Origin of the sequence: Paraburkholderia sp. BL27I4N3, from assembly GCF_003386115.1 — a bacterium.
Taxonomy (GTDB): domain Bacteria; phylum Pseudomonadota; class Gammaproteobacteria; order Burkholderiales; family Burkholderiaceae; genus Paraburkholderia.
In genome coordinates this window covers 1,851,205-1,872,126 of record NZ_QREJ01000001.1, presented here as the reverse complement: position 1 = coordinate 1,872,126, position 20,922 = coordinate 1,851,205, and the positions used below count along the sequence as shown (strand labels likewise).

20 protein-coding genes and 1 tRNA gene are annotated in these 20,922 nt (G+C 63.8%); 13 read left to right on the top strand and 8 right to left on the bottom strand.

All coding sequences use genetic code 11. The annotated features are described in order from the left end of the window. Positions 1 to 3 precede the first annotated feature (3 nt). Complete coding sequence (locus B0G71_RS08620) at positions 4 to 501, bottom strand: heme-degrading domain-containing protein (protein ID WP_116148415.1); 498 nt, start codon at positions 499 to 501, stop codon at positions 4 to 6. Between the two features lie 237 nt (positions 502 to 738). Here B0G71_RS08620 and B0G71_RS08615 point away from each other — a divergent pair. From B0G71_RS08615 to B0G71_RS08585, 7 genes are all read left to right on the top strand, one after another. Continuing rightward, positions 739 to 815: transfer RNA gene (locus B0G71_RS08615), tRNA-Met, on the top strand. 386 nt (positions 816 to 1,201) lie between these two features. Continuing rightward, positions 1,202 to 1,747, top strand: a complete 546-nt coding sequence (locus B0G71_RS08610; protein ID WP_106283619.1) for an NUDIX hydrolase — start codon at positions 1,202 to 1,204, stop codon at positions 1,745 to 1,747. A gap of 9 nt (positions 1,748 to 1,756) precedes the next feature. After that, complete coding sequence (aat, locus tag B0G71_RS08605; RefSeq protein WP_116141036.1) at positions 1,757 to 2,494, top strand: leucyl/phenylalanyl-tRNA--protein transferase; 738 nt, start codon at positions 1,757 to 1,759, stop codon at positions 2,492 to 2,494. 102 nt (positions 2,495 to 2,596) lie between these two features. Next, a complete protein-coding gene (locus B0G71_RS08600; RefSeq protein WP_106283621.1) occupies positions 2,597 to 3,418 on the top strand; it encodes an arginyltransferase in 822 nt (273 codons plus the stop codon). An 83-nt stretch (positions 3,419 to 3,501) separates the two neighbouring features. Continuing rightward, the gene (locus B0G71_RS08595) at positions 3,502 to 4,563 is read left to right on the top strand and encodes a quinone-dependent dihydroorotate dehydrogenase (RefSeq protein ID WP_181916742.1); all 1,062 of its coding nucleotides are present in this window, start codon (positions 3,502 to 3,504) and stop codon (positions 4,561 to 4,563) included. A gap of 205 nt (positions 4,564 to 4,768) precedes the next feature. After that, positions 4,769 to 5,563, top strand: coding sequence for a cystine ABC transporter substrate-binding protein (locus tag B0G71_RS08590; protein ID WP_116141034.1), 795 nt, complete (start codon positions 4,769 to 4,771; stop codon positions 5,561 to 5,563). 114 nt (positions 5,564 to 5,677) lie between these two features. Beyond that, positions 5,678 to 6,337, top strand: coding sequence for an amino acid ABC transporter permease (locus B0G71_RS08585; protein ID WP_106283624.1), 660 nt, complete (start codon positions 5,678 to 5,680; stop codon positions 6,335 to 6,337). Positions 6,338 to 6,355: 18 nt separating this feature from the next. Here B0G71_RS08585 and lepB read toward each other — a convergent pair whose 3' ends face one another. From lepB to B0G71_RS08550, 7 genes are all read right to left on the bottom strand, one after another. Continuing rightward, complete coding sequence (gene lepB / locus B0G71_RS08580; protein WP_116141032.1) at positions 6,356 to 7,054, bottom strand: signal peptidase I; 699 nt, start codon at positions 7,052 to 7,054, stop codon at positions 6,356 to 6,358. Positions 7,055 to 7,174: 120 nt separating this feature from the next. After that, entirely contained in the window at positions 7,175 to 8,173 is a 999-nt protein-coding gene (locus B0G71_RS08575) for a Gfo/Idh/MocA family protein (RefSeq protein WP_116148412.1), read from the bottom strand. A 146-nt stretch (positions 8,174 to 8,319) separates the two neighbouring features. Then, a complete protein-coding gene (locus tag B0G71_RS08570; protein WP_116141030.1) occupies positions 8,320 to 9,045 on the bottom strand; it encodes a FadR/GntR family transcriptional regulator in 726 nt (241 codons plus the stop codon). Between the two features lie 333 nt (positions 9,046 to 9,378). Continuing rightward, positions 9,379 to 9,969 (bottom strand): flavin reductase family protein, encoded by a 591-nt coding sequence (locus tag B0G71_RS08565; protein WP_116141028.1) that lies wholly within the window; start codon positions 9,967 to 9,969, stop codon positions 9,379 to 9,381. Further along, a complete protein-coding gene (locus tag B0G71_RS08560) occupies positions 9,944 to 11,149 on the bottom strand; it encodes a sugar phosphate nucleotidyltransferase (RefSeq protein ID WP_116141026.1) in 1,206 nt (401 codons plus the stop codon). Before B0G71_RS08560 ends, B0G71_RS08565 begins: the two co-directional genes overlap by 26 nt. A 102-nt stretch (positions 11,150 to 11,251) precedes the next feature. Continuing rightward, positions 11,252 to 12,085, bottom strand: coding sequence for a class I SAM-dependent methyltransferase (locus B0G71_RS08555; RefSeq protein ID WP_116116742.1), 834 nt, complete (start codon positions 12,083 to 12,085; stop codon positions 11,252 to 11,254). 215 nt (positions 12,086 to 12,300) lie between these two features. Then, the gene (locus B0G71_RS08550) at positions 12,301 to 12,834 is read right to left on the bottom strand and encodes a GNAT family N-acetyltransferase (protein WP_116141024.1); all 534 of its coding nucleotides are present in this window, start codon (positions 12,832 to 12,834) and stop codon (positions 12,301 to 12,303) included. A 344-nt stretch (positions 12,835 to 13,178) separates the two neighbouring features. Here B0G71_RS08550 and B0G71_RS08545 point away from each other — a divergent pair, with 344 nt between their 5' ends. The 6 genes from B0G71_RS08545 (at position 13,179) to B0G71_RS08520 (ending at position 20,895) form a co-directional block, all read left to right on the top strand. After that, complete coding sequence (locus B0G71_RS08545) at positions 13,179 to 13,430, top strand: acyl carrier protein (protein WP_106283631.1); 252 nt, start codon at positions 13,179 to 13,181, stop codon at positions 13,428 to 13,430. Then, positions 13,427 to 14,713, top strand: a complete 1,287-nt coding sequence (locus B0G71_RS08540; RefSeq protein WP_116141022.1) for an acyl-CoA dehydrogenase family protein — start codon at positions 13,427 to 13,429, stop codon at positions 14,711 to 14,713. The genes B0G71_RS08545 and B0G71_RS08540 overlap by 4 nt, the downstream gene beginning before the upstream one ends. Position 14,714: 1 nt before the next feature. Next, positions 14,715 to 15,779, top strand: coding sequence for an amino acid--[acyl-carrier-protein] ligase (locus tag B0G71_RS08535; protein ID WP_116141020.1), 1,065 nt, complete (start codon positions 14,715 to 14,717; stop codon positions 15,777 to 15,779). Beyond that, positions 15,776 to 16,840: a DUF1839 family protein gene (locus B0G71_RS08530; protein WP_116141018.1), complete on the top strand. Its 1,065-nt coding sequence runs from the start codon at positions 15,776 to 15,778 to the stop codon at positions 16,838 to 16,840. Before B0G71_RS08535 ends, B0G71_RS08530 begins: the two co-directional genes overlap by 4 nt. A 40-nt stretch (positions 16,841 to 16,880) precedes the next feature. Continuing rightward, positions 16,881 to 19,529, top strand: a complete 2,649-nt coding sequence (locus B0G71_RS08525; protein ID WP_181916741.1) for a glycoside hydrolase family 2 protein — start codon at positions 16,881 to 16,883, stop codon at positions 19,527 to 19,529. Positions 19,530 to 20,160: 631 nt separating this feature from the next. Further along, positions 20,161 to 20,895, top strand: coding sequence for a Crp/Fnr family transcriptional regulator (locus B0G71_RS08520; protein WP_006048767.1), 735 nt, complete (start codon positions 20,161 to 20,163; stop codon positions 20,893 to 20,895). Positions 20,896 to 20,922: the final 27 nt, after the last annotated feature.

Here is a 20,922-nt window from a genome sequence, read left to right as displayed (position 1 = left end):
GGCTCAGGCCTTTGCTAGCGCGAGCTTGCTGTAGTCGTGGCCGAGATGCGCGCACAGCGCTTCCACCACCAGTTCGTGATCGGCGCGCTGCGGCAAACCCGACACCGTGATCGAACCGATCACGCCCGCGTGCGCCACCGTCAACGGAAACGCGCCGCCATGCGACGCATATTCCGCGGCAGCCAAAGCGTGCTTGTCCGCGAGCGTGCCGCCGGCCTGCTGCAACTTCAGGCCGATCGCGTACGAACTGCGGCGAAAATGCGCGACCGTGTTGCTCTTGCGGCGCACCCAATCGATATTGTCCGGCGTCGCGCCGTCGAGCAAGCTGAAGAACAGCGGCTGACCGAACGTGCGCACGTCGATCGCGACGGGGATACCCCGCGCCTTGGCGACCTCGTGCAGATAGGCGCCGACTTGCCACGCGCGGTCGGCGTCGAATTGTGGGAACACCAGCGTGTGTTCCTGAGCGGCAATCACCTGCAGATCGTGAGCGATATCCATGGAGTTCAGAGCGTGGTAAGAGGTGGAGCGCGCGCCGCCGTGCGGGCAGGGCGGCGTCGCGAGAGGAATCTGAATTCTAGCGCAGCGCCTCACGCGCGCCTTCCGGCATGCGACGCAAGCCATGCGCGCAGCGACTTCGGCACTCATGCGCAGACGCATGTCTCGCGGATTGAAGCCGGTTCTTAAATAGGTATTGCAACCCTACTGGCTTTGTTCTATAATCTTTTCTTCGACGGACGCGGGGTGGAGCAGTCTGGCAGCTCGTCGGGCTCATAACCCGAAGGTCGTAGGTTCAAATCCTACCCCCGCAACCAAGTTCATCAAGTTGGTTGGAGACGTCGAAACAACATTCAAGGCTTGCCAAATCGGCAGGCCTTTTTTGTTTTCCCCGAACGGTTTGACAAGTCTTACATCGCCTAGCGCACCACCACGCGTCGTACTGCTTTTCTTTCAGCATCCATCCCAGCATCGGCTTGCGACACGGATCACCCGCTCGCGACACCATGCGAGCCCACGGATCGACCCTCACGCGCGAAATGCTCGGGATTCCGAACCAAACGGTTGGGTCGTGCGCGATTTGCGCGCTCGTTCCTCCGCACCGGCCTCGTCGCCCACCCAATCCCGCTCGCCGCGATTTTGCGACCTGAGAAAAACTTCGCCCCGGTGATAAACTCCTGTCACCCTTTCTCGTCCCCTTCCTATGAAATTCTGTTCTGTCTGCGGCCAGGGTGTCAGCCTGAGCATTCCGCCGGGCGACAACCGCGAGCGCTTCGTATGCGGCAGTTGCGGCACGGTGCACTATCAGAATCCGCGCAACGTGGTCGGCACCGTTCCGGTGTGGGACGACAAGGTGCTGCTGTGCCGTCGCGCGATCGAACCGCGCTACGGCTACTGGACGCTGCCCGCGGGTTTCATGGAAATGGGTGAAACGACCGCCGAAGCGGCATCGCGCGAAACGCTGGAAGAAGCCGGCGCGCGCGTCGAAGTGCAAAACCTCTTCTCGCTGCTGAACGTGCCCCATGTGCATCAGGTTCATCTGTTCTACATGGCGCGCCTGCTCGATCTCGATATTGCCGCCGGCGAAGAAAGCCTCGAAGTGAAACTCTTCGAAGAACATGAAATCCCCTGGGACGAGATTGCCTTTCCCACCGTCGGCCAGACCCTGCGTTTCTTTTTCGCCGACCGCGCCGCCGGCAGCTTCGGCCTGCACACGGGCGACATCTTCCGCTCGCTGCGCGAAGGTTGAGCGGCGCGCATGGTTCCCTGGCTCGGACCTGACGACCCGTTTCCGCCCGTCGAACGCGCGCTCGGCGCGACCAGCGGCGCGCCGGGCCTGCTCGCCGCCAGCGGCGACCTGCTGCCGTCACGGCTGATCGACGCCTATCGGCGCGGCATCTTCCCCTGGTATTCGGACGGCCAGCCGGTGTTGTGGTGGAGTCCCGACCCGCGCATGATCCTGCGCCCCGCCGAATTCAAGGTCGCGCCGTCGCTGCGCAAAACGCTCCGGCGCGTGCTGCGCGAAGACGCGTGGGAAATCCGCGTCGACCATGATTTCGCCGCCGTGATGCGCGCCTGCGCGCAGGCGCCGCGACGCGGACAGCGCGGAACCTGGATCACCGCGGATGTGGTCGAAGCGTACTCGTCGCTGCATCGTGTGGGCGATGCGCACAGCATCGAAACCTGGTTCGAAGGCAAGCGCGTGGGAGGTTTGTACGGCGTGTCGTTCGGCAAAATGTTCTTCGGCGAATCCATGTTCGCGGAGGTCACGGATGCGTCGAAAATGGCGCTGGCCGCGCTTGTCGGACACTTGCGCCGTCACGAAATAGAAATGATAGACTGCCAGCAGAACACGTCGCATCTGGCGTCGCTAGGCGGTCGCGAGATAGCGCGCAAGGCGTTCATCGCGCATGTTCGCGCGTCGGTCGCGGCGCCGCCGATTCCCTGGCGCTTCGACAAGACCGCGTTGCTCGAGGTCGTCGCGCCGGCGTCGTAGGAAGAATCAGGCCGAATCCGGATCCCTCGCCCACCGAGCCGCGGGTCGTCGACCGCAGGGCGCCGGGTTTGCATTACCAGAGACGCTTCGAGAGCTGCCAACGTGACTCATCCCAACGAGCTGCCTCTTTCCCCGCTTTCGGCGCTGCAATTTTATGCAACAGCGCCCTATCCCTGCAGTTACCTGGACGGCCGCATCGCGCGCTCGCAAGTCGCCACTCCCAGTCACCTGATCAACTCCGACGTCTACACCGACCTCGTCAAGGCCGGCTTCCGGCGCTCGGGCGTGTTCACGTACCGGCCATATTGCGACGGCTGCCGCGCCTGCGTGCCGGTGCGCGTTCCGGTGGACCAGTTCGAGCCGAACCGCACGCAGCGCCGCGTCTGGAAGAAGCACGGCGAACTGGTCGCCACCGTCGCGCCGCTCCATTACGACGAAGAGCACTACGCGCTCTACATGCGCTATCAGTCGGCGCGGCATGCGGGCGGCGGCATGGATCGCGACAGCCGCGACCAATATGAACAGTTCCTGTTGCAGAGCCGGATCAACTCGCGGCTGGTCGAATTCCGCGAGCCGCTGCCGGACCGGCCGGATGCGCCGGGCATTCTGCGCATGATCAGCATGATCGATATCCTCGGCGACGGACTCTCTTCGGTCTACACGTTTTTTGAACCGGGACTGCCGAACACGAGTTTCGGCACCTACAACATCTATTGGCAGATCGAGCAGGCGCGCAGTCTCAAGCTGCCCTACGTGTATCTCGGCTACTGGATTCGCGAGAGTCCAAAGATGGCGTACAAGGCGAATTTCCGGCCGCTCGAAGGTTTGATCGACGGCGCCTGGCGCGTGCTCGATCCCACCGGCGTGGATCTGCCGCCGGTCGATCTCGCGATACACGGCAAGCGCCCGCCGCTCAAGCCGTAGCCTCGACACGGCAAGCGGCCGATCCGCTCAGGCCACCGCCTAATCCCGCCAGTCGGTCTCATTAAAAGCGCAAAGCCGGTAAAATGGCGGGTTCCCATTTTCCGGCCGCCCGGCTTCGTCCCGTGTTCAGTTCCCTCTACCCGCTTGTACGCGCCCAACTCTTTCGCATGGACGCGGAAGACGCTCACCATCTCACCTTGCGCATGCTCGGCGCGGCCGGCCGCACCGGTCTCGCCGGCGCCCTCGCGCCACGCGTGCCGGATGCGCCGCGCACCGTGATGGGGTTGACGTTCCGCAATCCGGTGGGACTTGCCGCGGGCCTCGACAAGGACGGCGCCTGCATCGACGGCCTCGCCGCGCTCGGCTTCGGCTTCATCGAAGTGGGCACGGTGACGCCGCGCGCGCAACCGGGCAATCCGCGCCCGCGCATGTTCCGTCTGCCGCAGGCGAATGCCGTGATCAACCGGATGGGCTTCAACAACGCGGGCGTCGACCAGTTCGTGAAGAACGTGCAGGCGGCGCGCTATCGCGGCATTCTCGGCCTGAACATCGGCAAGAACGCCGACACGCCGATCGAACGCGCCGCTGAAGACTACCTGTACTGTCTTGAACGCGTGTATCCGTTCGCCAGCTACGTGACGGTGAACATCTCATCGCCGAACACGAAGAATCTGCGCCAGCTGCAAGGCGCGGGCGAACTCGACGCGCTGCTCGCGGCACTCAAGGCGAAGCAGCAGCGCCTCGCCGACATGCACGGCAAGCTCGTGCCGCTCGCGCTGAAAATCGCGCCGGACCTCGACGACGAACAGATCAAGTCGATCGCCGACACGCTGTTGCGCCACCAGTTCGAAGGCGTGATCGCCACCAACACCACGCTCTCGCGCACGGCCGTCGCCGGCATGCAATACGGCGACGAATCCGGCGGCCTGTCGGGCAAGCCGGTGTTCGACGCGTCGAACGAAGTGATCCGCAAGCTGCGCGCGGAAGTCGGCGAAGCGGTGCCGATCATCGGCGTCGGCGGGATTTTTTCCGGCGACGACGCGCGCGCCAAGCTCGCGGCCGGCGCGTCGCTGGTGCAGCTCTATACCGGGTTTATCTACCGCGGACCGGCGCTTGTGGCGGAATGCGCGCAAGCGCTGCGTTGAATCCAGTTCCGCTGAACGCCGCGCCGGTGCCCGCCGTACGGCGCCGCGCGGCGCGGCACCTACGTGTGCTCCGTCCTACGTGCGTGCCCGCGCCCCGCGCCCCTTGCCCGGAATATAGACATAAACAAACGATATTTAGATTTCGATAGTCTGCTTTGCTATGCTTTCGTCTGCTAAAACGCCGGACGAACAAAAAAGGAACTCGATGAAATTTGGCTTGTTTAAAAAGATTCTCGTCGCCGGTCTGATCGGCGCGTCGTTCACCGCTGTCGCCGCCCATGCCGACGACCTCCTCGATCAGGTCAAGCAGCGCGGCACACTGCGCATCGGTCTGGAAGGCACCTTCCCGCCGTTCAATTCGAAAGCGCCGTCGGGCGAACTGGTCGGCTACGACGTCGACATCGCGAAGGCTGTCGCGGCCAAGCTCGGCGTGAAGCCGGAATTTGTGACGACGGAATGGAGCGGCATCATCGCCGGTCTGCAGGCGAACAAGTTCGACGTGATCGTCAACCAGGTCGGCATCACCGACGCACGCAAGCAGGCGCTCGACTTCTCGCCGGCCTACACGTATTCGGCAGCGCAACTGATCCAGCGTAAGGACGACACGCGCCAGTTCAAGTCGCTCGACGACCTGAAGGGCAAGAAGCTCGGTGTCGGTCTGGGCACGAACTACATGGACATGGCGAAGTCGGTGCCGGGCATCGACGTGAAGACGTACCCGGGCGCGCCCGAGTACCTGCGCGATCTGGCCGCCGGGCGTCTGGACGCAGCGCTCAACGACCGCCTGATGCTCGCTTACCTGATGAAGAACTCGCAACTGCCGCTGCGCACGGGCGCGAATGTCGGCGCGGGCAATCCTTCCGGCATTCCGTTCAAAAAGGGCAACCCGAAGTTCGCCAAGGCGATCGACGACGCAATGACCCAGCTCGAAGCTGACGGCAAGTTTGCGAAGATCTCGGACAAGTGGTTCGGCATCGACGTCAGCAAGCCGATCAAGTAAAGCGCGCTGATTGAAAGGAAGGGCGGCATCGTCGACGATGCCGCCCTTCGCGCTTCTACAGCAACGTTTATGATGTGCCCTTTTTGCGCGCCTAACCCGCCCACCGCTCAGCTCATGTCCACCACTTCCCTGCTCGTTGAATCGCTGCCTGTGCTCGCGCAGGGCGCCGTCCTGACGGTCAAGTTCGCGGTTCTGTCGATGATCTTCGGCCTGATCGCCGGCGCCGTGCTGGCGTTGATGGGCGTCAGCCACAACCGCGTGCTGAACTGGATCGCGCGTATTTACGTGAGCGTGATGCGCGGCACGCCGCTGCTGGTGCAGATCTTCGTGATCTATTACGGCTTGCCGAGTTTCGGCATATCGCTCGATCCGACGCCGGCCGGCGTGATCGCGTTGTCGGCCAACGTTGCGGCGTATCTGTCGGAGAGCATGCGCGGCGCGATCCTGGGGATTCAGAACGGTCAATGGCTCGCCGCCTACAGTCTCGGACTCTCGCGACGCCAGACATTGCGCTACGTGATCGCGCCGCAGGCGTTGCGCATCGCCGTGCCGAGTCTGTCGAACAGTCTTATCAGCCTGATCAAGGACACCTCGCTGGTGTCAGTGATTACCGTCACGGAACTGCTGCGCAGCGCGCAGGAGATCATCGCGTCGACCTATCAGCCGCTGCCGTTGTATCTGGCCGCGGCCGCCGTTTATTGGGTATTGTGTCAGGTGCTCGAGAGCGTGCAACGCTGGTACGAACGGCGCCTTGCGCTGCCGTCGCGCCACTGAGCACCCGGCGCTTTTGATTTAGCGGCTAGCGACGGAAGACGTCGGATCCAGCGGCGCGCCGAAGCGTTCGAAGCGCGGCGTGTAGTAGTGGTCCGGATCGAGCGAAAACGCGACGCGGCGCGTACGGCCCATCAATTCCTTGCGCGGAAAGAAGCCGAAGTAACGCGAATCGGCGCTGTCGTCGCGATTGTCGCCGAGCATCAGATACTCGCCGGGCGGCACGATCACGGGCCCGAATGGATCACGCGGGCTCGGCGCCTGCGGCGCGAGCCGCACGGAATGCGTGACGCCGTCGAAGCGTTCGGTTAGATAATCGCCGGGCGACGCCGCGTCGCCAGGCAGCGGCTTGAGCTTGAGCGGCTGGTAATCGGCGCGCACGCCGTTCACGTACAGCACGTTCTCGCGCATCGCCACGCTGTCGCCGGGCAAGCCGATCAGACGCTTGACGATCAGCTCACGCGCCGCCGATGAATCGATCGTCACGATATCGCCACGCTGCGGATCGTGCAGATGCGCGATCGCGATATGCGTGAGCGGCACGCGCAGATCGTAGGCCATCTTGTCGACGAAGATCCGGTCGCCCTCGCGGATCGTCGGCAGCATCGAGCCACTCGGCACGACGTTCCAGTCGGCGACGGCGCTGCGAAACAACACCATCAGGAAGAGAAACGCAACGACGCTCTTGTTGTCGCGCCACAGTTTTCCGAGCATGCGCATGGCAGGCGGCTCCATTGGAAGGAATTCGAAAGCAGCAGACACGTGGAGCGTTTTTTCTCTCCGCATGCCCGCGCGAATCCTACCATCGCTGCCGCGCGTAATGCGGCAACGCCGGCGACGCTACTCTCCGGTGAACTTCAAGCCGAGCGCCGCGCGCGCCGCGTCGGCCATCGCGATCATCTGCAGCGACTTGTCGTGCGGCATCACCGGACTTTCCATCTGCCCCGCCCGGATCAGTTCGCAGAAGTGCGCGGTCTCGTAGTTCAGGCCGCCGCCTTCGAACGGCTCGTCGAGTTCGACCACGCGTCCATCGGTATAACGGATCGTCGCGCGCGACGGATTCCACCACGGTTCGTGAATCGTAACGTGGCCCCCTTTGGCCATCAGCAGCGCGTCGCCCTTGCCATGCAGATCGAGCCCGCAAAACAACTGGGCGATGCCGCCCTCGTGCTGACTGTTCAGGCTCGCGAACGTATCGACGCCCGTTGCGCCGAGCCGCCCCAGCGTCTGCACCTCGAGCGGCGCGCCCAGCCAGTCGACGGCGAGAAACATCTCGTAGATGCCGATGTCGAGCAGCGCGCCGCCCGCGTGCTCGAACGACAGCGACGGGTGATCGTCCGGCACGCCTGGCACCGAGCAGCCGGCCCGCACCAGACCGACCGCGCCGATCGGTTCGGCATCTAGATGCGCGCGCAACTTTCGGTAGAGCGGGTAAAAGGGCGGCTTCATGGCTTCCATGAATAGCCGTTGCGCGGCGCGCGCGGCATCGAGCACGCGTTCGAGCTGCGGCTGATTGATGGTGGCGGGTTTTTCGCACAGCACGTGCAGGCCGGCCTGCAGCGCGGCGATCGCGTAGTCGGCGTGACTGTCCTGAACGGTGGCGATATAGAGCGCGTGGATACCGCTCGCGAGCAGCGCGTCGAAACTCGCGCACACCTCGCCGCCGAATTCCCCGGCGAATGTGATGGCCGGTTCCGCGCGGCGTGACCACAGCGCGGTCAGTTGCGCGTGCGGCACATGAGCGAGGCCTTGTGCGAAGCGACGGGCAATCCGGCCCGTCCCGACGATTCCCCAGCGGATCGTGCCGTCCGAGGGGATTTCCTGCGTTGCGATTGTCATCGTTCCTTCGAGTCCATGCAGATCAGAACAGGCGCTATTGTCGCGCATGCCGCACGCTCTCGCGTGGGCGTGAACGCGCGCCTCTCGTATCGCACAGTCTCACAAGGAAAAATTAAAGACCCAGCGTGCCGCTGCAGCGGCGACGCTCAACTGCGTGCCGGCGGTTCCGGGGGAAACTGGCCGCTGATTTCTTCCGTGGTGTAGTCGATCATTGCAAGCGAGGCGAGTTCCGCTTCCTTTGGATCGCGCCGTTCGATCGCTTCGACTACACGCTGATGGGTTTTCACCGCTTTTTCCCATAGGCCGTCCCCGTCCCTTTCGGTCACGATGGGATTGACAGTGGATAGCGCGCCGCGAATGATCGCCGCCATTTGCTTGAAGAACTGATTGCCGCTCGCCACCACGATGCGGGTGTGGAACAGTTCGTCCGCTTCCTGATAGCCCGGCTCGCCCGGCCGGATCGCGCGGAATGCTTCGAACGCCTCGCGGATCGCGGCAATATCCGCCGCGCTGCCGCGCGCGGCCGCCTGCGCCGAGGCGCGCGGTTCGATCAGGATACGAAACTCGATCACGTCGCGCAAAAACAGCGGATCGGGTTTCGCACGAAAACGCCAGTTCACGACGTCTTCGTCGATCATGCGCCAATCGCTCATCGAGCGGATGCGCGTGCCGATTTTCGGCCGCACGTCCAGCATGTCGCGCGCGAGCAGCATCGACAGCGCCTCGCGCATGACGGTGCGGCTGACGTCGAACTCCTTCGACAGCACATCCTGCGGTGGCAGTATGGCGCCGTATTTCTCTTCGACGATGCCCGTGACCAATCCGTCCATGACTTTGCTCACGAGCGATCGATCTTTGTTTGCCTGTTCCATGAAACTCTCCCCGAAGCGGTGTTTGCCCCCGCGTAGCCTGTTGATCGTGCGGCCCTTATGTCTCGTTTTTTGACGTCACTTAGTTCTTCTACGATACGTTGCTAGCTTCGAAACGCTTGCGCCAGTCGGGAAACGTCCTAACAGGGTTATCCCTCTGAAGAATTGTTTCTTTCTTGTAACGCCGCATATTTCCATGGGCCATAAGCTTGCGCCTCAAGCGTGCCTGCATTGAACTGTTTGCATAGTGCGAAGACGCACGTTGCGAGACGATTTGTCTGATCCACCACGCGTCGGCGGAAAGGAACTGGCGGGAAATGACGGCCGACGCGCTCATCAGGAGGCGCTCGCGGCGAGCGGCGGCGAGTCCTGCGCGGACACCGCCGTCGATCGCCGCATCGACTCAGGCGCCGCCACCGATCCGTAACGCCCGCCGAAAAAGATCAGCGGCGCGTGTTCATCGAGCGAGAACACCAGCACCTCGCCAACGAACAGCGTATGGTCGCCGCAAGGGTGCCGGTCCACCACGCGCGCGGCGAAACGCGCCGCCGCGTGTTCGAGCAGCACCACGTCCGGGAGCCCCTCGACCGCCGCAAAGCGCGGCGCGAGACGGCTCTGCGGCTCGCCGGCAAAGTGGCGGCTATGCGGCTCCTGCGCCTCGGACAGCACGCTCACGCCGAACAGCGCGCTGTCCATCAGACGCTCGTGCATGCGCGCCCGGTGCCCGACCGAGACGACAATCAGCGGCGGCTTGAGCGAACCCGACATGAAGGCGTTGGCGGTCATCGCATGCAGATCGTCGCCGCTGCCGGTCGAGATCACCACGACGCCGGTCGCGAAGCGTCCCAACGCGTGACGAAAACGCCGCTCGTCGAAAGATGCCTGCACGAGGCGCGGCGTCTCAGCGTGATGCAGCTTTGCGTGCATGAGCGCTCTCCAGATTGCGACCGAACGGGTCTTCGACACGCATGATGTCGTCTTCACCCGGGTAGCCGCCTGATTGGACCTCGATCATTTCTCGCGGCGTCATGACCAGCTTTTCGAGCCGATGCGCGATGCCGGGAGGAACATATGCCGACGGGTTTTTCGCCGCGAGCATGAAGCATTCCTCGCCGCGCGTGACCCGCATCACCGGATCCCGCGCGCTCTTTTCGGCGTGTCCCGCGACGAACGGCACGGCGACGCCTGCGAGCCGCGCGTCGGTGCCGATTCGCTCCATTACCGCACAGTCGATCGAAGCGGACGGACACAGGGTCCACGCATCGCGGGACAGATGCAGCGTGCCGTCGCCATCCACCGTGGCATGCTCGAACGCGGCCGCGCAGGCCTCGGCGATTGCCGGCTGGCAGAGCGCGACGGCCGCGAGCCACACCGAAGCGCGCGCCACGACCATGCCGCTGTTCCACCAGTAATTGCCGGATGCGGCATAGCGTTCGGCCAGTTCGGGATCGGGCTTCTCGGCCAGCCGTTCGATGGCGCGCGCACCCCGCTTGCCGAGCGCCATTCCCGTACGGATATAGCTGCAGCCGGTCTCCGCGCGCTTGGGCGGCACGCCGAGCGTGACGATCGCGCCACGCGTCGCGTGCTCGAGCGCCTCAGCGAGCGCCGCGCCGAACGCAACGTGATCGGCAATCAGGTAGTCAGCAGGCAGCGCGACGATGAGCGGATCGTCGCCCTCCACAGCCGCCGCGCACGCGGCGAGCGCTGCAACGGTGAGCGCGGGCGCGGTATCGCGCGACATCGGTTCGAGCACCATGCGTACCGGCCGGCCCGAGCGTGCGAGCCGCTCCCCGGATTCGCGCGTTTGCTGATGCAGGTCCTCGCAGCAGATCACCAGCGGCACCGCAAAGGATCGCGCGATGGATGACGGTGTAGTGTGTTGCGCGGCGATGAACGGCGCGTCGAGACGGCTCAGCGTGGTTTCGAGCCGCGACGCGTCGCCCGTGAGGTCGACCGAGCGTTTAGGATCGCGTTCGCGCGATAACGGCGACGATCGTGTGCCCGAGCCCTCTGCGAGAATAACCGGCTGCACGGATAAACGCGTGGCCGTTTCGCCGACGCCCCCGACCGACGCAAGCGGATTGCCTGGTTCTACGATGCGATTCATGTGCGGGTCCCCTATCCGGTCCAACCGGCCCGGTTCATTGTTCTATGTTGTCGTGCGTACTGCCGTGCTCCGCCTACAGTCGTGCTTTCATCCTTGCCGTCGTCAGTCGAAGCGGCAGGCGGCGAGCGGCTTGTGCGCGATGAAGTGAAACCACCACGCGTCGCTCTCTTCCACTTCGTCGGGAATGCGATCGCCCGCGCTACTGCCGAACACCGCGTCGATCTGCAAGCCGACCTGCGCCAGTTGCCGGCGCTGCTCCCGCAGCGTCGTGTAGACGATCACAATGCCGAAGTTGTGAGCCGCGGCGGTCTTCACCGCGTAGCCGCCGTAGTCATGATTCAGCTTCACGTTGCGCAGATAGTTCAGCGTGCCGAGCTGGAAGCGTCGCATGGAGCGCAGCGTGCGCCAGCCGAGTCTCAGCGGATTGAACGAAAATTGCGGCAGCAGTTGCCAGATATTCTCGCGGTAGCCGGGGCCGCCGCGGTTGTGCGACGAAAACAGCACGTACCCGCCGGGCCGCACCACGCGATACATCTCTTCGAGAATCTTCACGCGATCGTCGTAGTCGACGCAGTCGATGCCATTCCAGCTGAACTCTGCGAGCGCGTAATGATCCGAAGGCAGCGCGGACATGTCGCGCGCGTCCATATGCCGAAGGTCGCGTTCGGGATAGCGCGCCTTGGCGAGATCGAGCAGTTTCTGGGTGTAGTCGACGCCGATATAGTCGGCGGAGATGGCCGTCATCAGCGGAATCGTGCGGCCGGCGCCGATCCCGATATCGAGTAAGGGCTGGCCCGCGCAACGCGGTGCGAGCCAATTGAATGCGGCCTGCTCGCCGGGGTCGGAGTAGGTTTTACCGAACGTCATCACGCGTTCGGCATCAGACGAATTCCATGCGACTCGGTTGACACGATCCAATTTGGATTGACTGTTCACAAACGCTCCCCTTAGGCGTATGTGCGCTGGGACAATCCTTGCGCATGCATTACGCTTCCCCGAATAAACGAAACCTGCGCGAACGCTTTCAAGCCATTACAACAAACGCTGCATGATCGATATGTACGTCCCGCCACATTGTCTCGGAGTCCGACGCAACGGCGAATGCACGCCGTACACGTCGGCGCTGTCGGGCGTGAGGAGCATCCACGCGATCACAGCATTTCGAACGTATTGACAAGCACCGCGCTGTCGCGCTCACGGCGCCGTCCGCCGAAAAGCGGCTGACTGCCGCGCACCTGGCGTGTAAGGCCAATGAAGGGCACACCATGTTCGAGATATGGCCCTTCTGTCTTGCGAAAACCGAATTGCTCGTAGAAACCTCGCAGACCGAGCGGCGCGCTGACACGCACGGCATGCCCCGGCCAACGGTCGACAATCGCCTGCAGCACGCGTTCGAGCAATAGTTCGGCGGTGCCGTCGCCGCGCCGCAGCGGGCTCGTCAGTACCTTGTCGATGGTGATCTCCGGGTCTTCCGCGTCGCCGGGTTGCAGGCGCGCGTAGGCCAGAATCGGCATGGGCCGCGACATGTCCTCCACCGCGAACACATGCACGGCGTTTTCGTCCCGGCCATCGGCGTCGAGACAAACGTGCGACTGTTCGACCACGAACACCGCGCTGCGCGCACGCAAGACCAGATACAACTCGCGCGCCGAAAGCTGATCGAATTCCAGCGTTTTCCAGTTCATCGCCTTCCCCAGCAGTCAATAAGTTCAACGACGCCGAGCACCGCGCGCCGGCTTTGACGGCCTCGCTGCATGGGCTGGCCCGTTGTGATGGCTACACGGTACGTCCGTGAATCGCGCGTTTCCGTGCGCCATCGCACTGACGCTGGGCTTTGACAATTCTTAAATACGGACGTCGGGGCACGGCATCACGGCACGCCGCCAGTAACCGCACGCGGTCAATCTGAACGCGCCGCACCCGGCACAAGGACCACGCTGGCATGCGTTGTGACAATGGACACAAAAACGATCACGTGCGATCGATGTCCGCACCATCCGAGAACGTTGAACAACTAGGGGACCACATCATGAAGAACGCCTTGCGCCGCATCCTTTCAGAATCCGCTCGCCTGGACGTCCCGGCGCAAACGCTGGCCGACGACGCCGACCTCTACGCCGCAGGCCTCTCCTCACTCGCGACCGTGCATCTGATGCTGGCAATCGAGGACGAATTCGGCATTGAGATTCCGGACCGTCTGTTGACGCGGCGCCTGTTCTCCAGCATCGATTCGATGGCCGCGGCAATCACCGAGCTGCAACAGGCGAAGGCGGCAGCATGAACGCCCCGCTGCTGGATGCGGCGGCAGAGCCCGCCTCTAGGCACGCGCACAATGCGGCCGAAGGCGCCGACACGTCGCTCGGCTTGACCGCTGTCGAAACCGAGCCCGGCTGGCGCGCGGCCGCGCAACGCTGTGCGGCGGTGGCCGCGCAGTTCGCGGACTCCGTGGACCGCGAGGCGCGCTTTCCGAGCGAAGCGTTCGAGGCGCTCAAGCGCGAGTGCCTGCTCTCAGTGTTGGTGCCGGCCGAGTTCGGCGGCGCCGGCCTGTCGCTCGCCGACGTCGGCGCGATTTGCGAAACGCTCGCGCAAGGCTGCGCCTCCACCGCGATGGTGTATGCAATGCACCAGATCCAGGTGGCGTGTATCGAGGCGCATGGCAGCGATGCGGTATGGCATCGACAGTTGCTCGTGCAACTGGTCAAGCAGCAGTGGCTGCTGGCATCGGCGACTTCCGAGGAAACCATCGGTGGCAATATGCGCACCAGCGCGTGCTCGGTCGAACTCGACGGTGCGCGCTTTCGCATCGAAAAGCTCGCACCGACGATTTCGTATGGCGCGCACGCCGACGGCATTCTCGTCACCGCTCGCCGCACCGCTGAATCGGCGGCCGCCGACCAGGTGCTGATCGTCGCGTTGCGCGCCGATACGCAACTGGAAAAGCGCGGCGGCTGGGATTCGATGGGAATGCGCGGCACCTGCAGCGAGGGCTTCCGGCTCGTCGCCACGGGTCTGGCCGAACAGATCCTGCCAACGCCATTCGCCGAGATCGCCGACCAAACCATGCTGCCGGTCTCGCATACGCTGTGGGCCTCGGTCTGGACCGGCGTGGCCGCCGACGCGGTGAATCGCGCGAAAGCGTTCTTCCGTGCCCAGGCGCGTGCGAAGCCAGGCGTGGTTCCGCCGGCCGGTTTGCGCCTCGCTGAAGCGGTCGGTCTGCTGCAGATGATGCAGGCGCGCCTCGCGGTCGCGCTGGAGGCCGCGCGCACCGCTCATCACGCACGTAACGGCGGCTCGCAAGCCGATGCGCCGCTCGCGGCCATGCTCGGTTTCGCCTCCGACATGAACACGCTGAAGACGAGCATCTCCACCACCGCGCTGCAGGTCGTGCACGAAGTGCTGATGATCTGCGGCATGGCGGGCTACAAGAACGGCACGCCGTACAGCGTCGGGCGCCATTTGCGCGACCTGCATTCGGCGCCGCTGATGATCAATAACGATCGCATCGCGCAGAACACCGCGAGCCTGTTGCTCGCGCAACGACCTGCCGCCCCGGGGAGAGCCTGATATGAACACGATGACCGATACCGCCGCCCTTGCCGCGGCTACTCAGGCAGCCGAAGCGCCGAGCTTTCGCGATGAACTGCTGGCCGCGGGCCTGTTGATCGACACCGGCGAAAACGGCCTGTATGGCCGCAGCCAGATTTTCGAAGACGTGGTGGACCGGCTGAACGTGGCGATCACGCATCTGGGCGCGGACCAGCAGCCCGAACTACTGCGCTTTCCGCCCGCCATGCGCCGCACCGACTTCGAAGACAGCGAGTATCTGAAGAGCTTCCCAAATCTGGCCGGCACCATCCACTCGTTCTGCGGCAACGACATGGGCCACCAGCGCCTGTTGCGCGCGCTCGACGACGCCATGACCGAACGCGATGACGACCGCGCCGACGACTGGATGGCGCAGCAGAAACCGACCCGTGTGGTGCTCACGCCGGCCGCCTGCTACCCGATCTATCCGGTGATGGCGCGGCGCGGTCCGTTGCCCGCCAACGGCCGAACCATCGATGTGCTGTCGTATTGCTTCCGTCACGAACCGTCGCTCGATCCGGGCCGCATGCAGATGTTCCGCCAGCGCGAATACGTGCGCCTTGGCAACGCGGAACAGGTTATGGCGTTCCGGCAGATGTGGATCGATCGCGGCTCGCTGCTCATCAATCTGTTGCAATTGCCGGTCGAAGTCGATCTCGCCAACGACCCGTTCTTCGGCCGCGGCGGCAAGATCGTCGCCGATAGCCAGCGCGCCCAGGCGCTCAAGTTCGAACTGCTGATCCCGGTCGCCGATCCGCGCGGCAAGACCGCCTGCCTGTCCTTCAACTATCACATGGAACACTTCGGCGCGATCTGGAAGATCCTGTGCGAAGACAGCACGATCGCGCATACGGGCTGCGTCGGTTTCGGCATGGAACGGATCACGCTCGCGCTATTCCGTCATCATGGGCTCGACGTGAACGCGTGGCCGGACGACGTGCGCGCGCTGCTGTGGGGCGATACCGAAGCGCGCGTGGCGCATGGCATGGAGACCATGCAAACGGTGTCCGCCGAAAGGAAGCAAGGTTCCGGAGAGCGCGTATGAATCCGTCTCTGACACCGGCGCCAAACGGCGCGAATGGCGCGTTTCCGCTGAACCGCCACGTCGATCAGCCCGTCACGGGGGGCGCGGTTTCCGCTCCCGCGACGCGTTTGCGCGAGCATGCGCCGCATGCGCTGCATCAGGGCGAGCGCGTATGGCAGGAGACCAACTGCTACGTCGATCTGTGGATCGAACTGCTGCACGGCTTCGGACTCGAGCCGCGCGCGGCGTTCGGCTTTACCGTCACGCAGGATTTCGAAGGCGACCAGTTCACGTTCTTCAAGTTTCCGCTCGAAGACCTCGAACGGCTCTACGGTACCCAGGTGCAGGAACTGGCCATCTACGATTCGCTCGAAGCACGCGTGCTCGCGCAGACCTTGCGCGGCCATACCGTGCTGGTGGAAGTGGACGGCTACTACCTGCCGAATACGCGCGCCACGTCGTACCGGCGCGAGCATCCGAAGACCACGGTGGGCATCGACTTCATCGATCCGGACGCGCGCCGTCTCGGCTACTTCCATAACACTGGCTATCACCTGCTCGACGGTGAAGACTACGACGGCGTGTTCCGCAAGCTGCCGCAGTTCCAGCAGCAGGCCGATCTGCTGTTTCCGTATGTGGAGTTCGCCAAGCAGTCGCGGCCTGCACTGGAAGGCACCGCGCTCGCCGAAGCGTCGGCAGAATTGCTGCGCGCGCACTTGCACCGCCGGCCGCTCAGCAATCCGATTGCGCAGTGGCGTGTCGCCTTTCCCGCGCATCTCGAGACGTTGCTCGAGCGTGGCGAAAAGTTCTTCCATCCGTACTCGTTCAACCTGATGCGGCAGCTCGGCGCGAACTTCGAGTTTCTCTCGAAGTATCTGAGGTGGCTCTCCGCGCAAGGCTTCGAGGTGCCGGCGTCGATTCCCGCAGCGGCGCAGAGCATCGCGTCGGAGTCGATGGTGATGCAGTTCCGGCTCGTGCGGGCGATTACCCGCGGGCGCCGCGATCTGTGCGAAGACTGCTTTGACATGATCGAAAGCGCTTACGAAAAGACGCTGCCGCCGCTCGCCGCGCTCGTGCTGTAACAGGCCTTGCCCGGCGTCGCGGACTTCTCGGGGACTTGCCGTGGATGTACTGACGATGGACCTGGTGCCTGATGAAGGCGGCGCGAGCGGCATGCTCGCGCCCACGCCCGACGAGGCCGCGCAAACCGGTGCCGATGGCGCATTGCCAGCCGTATCGCACACGCTCTGGCCGCTGCGCCTCGACACCGGCTGGCAGTGCGTCAGCACGCCCGCAGGCGCGTGCGCGTCGCCCGCCGATTTGCCCGCGCACGGCTGGCTCGCCGCGCAAGTGCCCGGCACCGTCGCGAGCGCGCGCCGTGCCGCAGGTCTGCTGGACATCGCGCATCCACCACCGCTCGCCTTCGACGACCATTGGTATCGCGTGAGGCTCGAAGGCACCGGCCGCCGTCGTTTGCGTCTGCATGGCCTCGCCAGCATCGCCGAAGTCTGGCTCGACGGCGCGAAGCATCTTGATTCCGATTCGATGTTCGTCGCGCACGATCTGGACATCGAACTAAACGGCGGCGCGACGCTCGCGCTGTGCTTCCGCTCGCTCACGCCGGCGTTGACGGCCAAACGTTCACGCGCGCGCTGGCGGCCACGGCTCGTGTCGCCGCCCACCTTGCGCAACGTGCGCACCACCCTGCTCGGTCATATGCCCGGTTGGTGTCCTTCGGTGCAGGCAGTCGGTCCATGGCGCCCTGTCGAACTGCTGAGCGACACGCCCCACGCTTTCGATACCGTCGACGTGTCGAGCCGGCTTGATACCGAGGACGCCCTTGCTTCTGGCGTTGCTTCTGGCGTTGTTACGCTCACGCTACGTTTCGTTCATCCGCACGATGACACGGCCTGCCGCGCTTCGCTTAAATGCGGCGACGCTGTTTCGTCTTTGCAATGGAGCGATGCATATACACTGACTGGCAGCGTACGCGTGCCGGGTGCCGAGCGCTGGTGGCCGCATACGCACGGCGAGCCCACTTTATATCCATTGACGTTGCAGCTCGATGACGGGCACGCGACATCTCACGGATTGGGTTCGGTCGGTTTCCGCACGATTGAAGTGGACCACGGCGCGGACGGCATGGGCTTCACCTTGCGCGTTAATGGCTTGCCGGTGTTCTGCCGAGGCGCATGCTGGACCAGCGCGGACCTCGTCACGCTCGCTGGCAGCGAGGCGCAACTGCGCCACGCGTTCACGCTGGCCCGCGATGCGGGCATGAACATGCTGCGCGTGGGCGGTACGATGGTCTACGAGTCCGACGCGTTTTACGCGCTCGCCGACGAATACGGCATACTCATCTGGCAAGACTTCGCACTGGCGAATTTCGACTATCCGAACGATGCCGCATTCAGCGCGTCGATCGAGCGCGAAGCCACGCAATTCTTAACGCGCACACGGCGCTTCGCTTCGCTCGCGGTGCTGTGCGGCGGCAGCGAGGTCGATCAGCAGGCGGCCATGTTCGGCCTGCCGCCTTCGATGCGCGCGCAACCACTCTTTACTGAACAACTGCCGGCCATCGCCGCGCGCGAACGGTCCGACGTGCCGTATGTCGCCAACTCGCCTTCGGGGGGCGTGTGGCCGTTTTCAACTAATGAGGGCGTCACTCACTACTACGGCGTGGGCGCCTATCAGCGTCCGCTCGACGACGTGCGCCGCTCGCAGGTGCGCTTCGCCGCCGAATGCCTCGCCTTCGCCAACGTGCCCGACGACGCCACGCTGCATGGCGCGCTCGGCACGATTCATCTGCACGATCCGCGCTGGAAAGCCGCGGTGCCGCGCGACCCAGGCGTCGGCTGGGATTTCGACGACGTGCGCGACCATTATCTGCAGACGTTATACGGTGTCGAACCGGCACGCTTGCGCTACGAAGACCCTGAGCGTTATCTGGACTTGTCGCGCGCGGTGGTCGCCGAATTGATGGGCGACGTGTTCGCCGAATGGCGCCGCGCCGGTTCAACCTGCGGCGGCGCGCTGGTCTGGCAGCTTCAGGACTTGCGCCCCGGAGCGGGCTGGGGCTTGATCGACGCCACTGGACGGCCTAAAAGCGCCCTGCACGGGCTCGCGCAAGCGCTGCAACCCATTCAGGCCAGCGTCACCGACGAAGGCCTCAACGGCCTCGATATCCATTTGCTGAACGAACGTGCGCAGCCGCTGCGCGCGCAACTGGAACTCGTTTGCCTGCGTGACGGCAGCGTCAAGGTCGCCTCCGCCAGCCGTGAAGTCGAACTGGCGCCGCACAGCGTGCAACGTCTCAATGCGGCGGCATGCCTCGGCCAGTTTTTCGATTTCACCCATGCGTACCGCTTCGGGCCGCGTGCGCACGACGTGACGATCGCCACGCTGCGCGAACAGACGAGCGGCCGGATCGTTGCGGAAGCGTTTCATCTGCCGGAGCGGCGCGTGAGCGAGCGCCACGATCTGGGCATGACGGTGACCCTCGAGCGCAACGGCGACAGCTGGCAACTCGTGATCGAAGCGAAGCGTTTTGTGCGCTTCGTTCATATCGTTGACACACACTACAGGGCCGCGCGCGACTGGTTTCATCTGCCGCCGAACCGGCCATGCATCGTGCCGCTCATCCCGTTCACTCCGCAGGAGAGATTCGTTGCATCGGCATCGAATGACGCGCTTAAAGCTGATGCAACATACGCGTCGCCCGCAGGAGAAGTCCGCGCGGTCAATGCGATATCCGCCATCTTCTACGGCTGAACGTCTCCCTGATCTAATTACTCCTTCGCGAGGCGCATAAAACCTCGCGCAGCGCACCCGCACCTGTCTGATCTGCAGAATCACTGTTGGTTTTTCTCAGACTTTTGACTCGCCAAAATCATCATCCGTGCGGCACCGTACCAAGCCTGTTGAACACATCTGAATCAATTCCGGCACATCCCGGACGCCGCGTGAGAACGTACACCGACGGGCCGATTCAGCGCTGAGACAGGAGCCGTCCAGCCCCTCACAAAACCCGCCAACCCAATTCCATCAAGGACTTGCGGAAAACAGGCAGCGCCTGCGGAGCGCTCGCTGGCGGCAAGGACGTTGTGCAGATATGAAACAAAAAGCTCCGTTTGCCTTCGCGCGGCGCTAAGCCTTAGTGCGTTACCCCGCACCAGTCCTCGGTTTGCCTCCCGCTGGCACGCTCCTCGCTAATAGAAGAGCGCAACACCGCGTCACCGCGGAGAGATTCACAACAACGGCGGCGGCACGACAAAGGCCAATACGGGGCCGATCCTGTTCATCCCGCGCTGCTAGCCAGGCAGCACGCTGTTCATAAGGGATGCGGGCATCGGATCAAAAACAGAAAGTCACGCGGAGCGCGACTTTCACGCGAGGACCGATCATGTTGACACTTCAATCCGATTTGCACGGTAACCATTTGCTCGGCGCATTGCCGTCCCATGAATGGCAGGCGCTGGCTCCCCATCTCGAACTGGTTCATCTGCGCACCGAGCAATTGCTGTGCGACTCCGGTCAGCGGATTCATCACGTGTACTTCCCGACCACCGCCATCATCTCGATGCTCTCGACAATGGAAGACGGCAGCTCGGTCGAAATCGCCGCGGTCGGCCGCGAAGGCATGACCGGCGTGCCGGTGCTCACGGGCGGCGAGACCATGCCGAACCGCGTGCAGGTGCAATGCGCCGGCTTCGCTTACCGCATGAGCGCACAGGCACTCAAGCAGCAATTCGCCCGCTCTGACTTCCTGCGCCGCCTGATGCTGCTGTACATGCACGCCCTGCTCACGCAAGTCGCGCAGACGGCTGCCTGCAACCGCCATCACGCGCTCAACAAGCAACTGTGCCGGTGGCTGCTGATCGAAGTGGACCGTGTGGCATCGAACGATCTGACCGTGACCCAGCAGCTGATCGCCGACATGCTGGGCGTGCGCCGCGAAGGCATTACCGAAGCGGCCGGCAAGTTGCACGACGAAGGCCTGATCCATCACAGCCGCGGCCACATCAAGGTGCTCGACCGTAAAGGACTCGAAGCACGCGCGTGCGAATGCTACGGTCTCGTCAAGCGCGAATTCGACCGCCTTCTGCCGCGTCTGCGTCAGGCTGAGACCGTCGAGTAAAGTTCTGGTTCGTCTGACTAATGTATA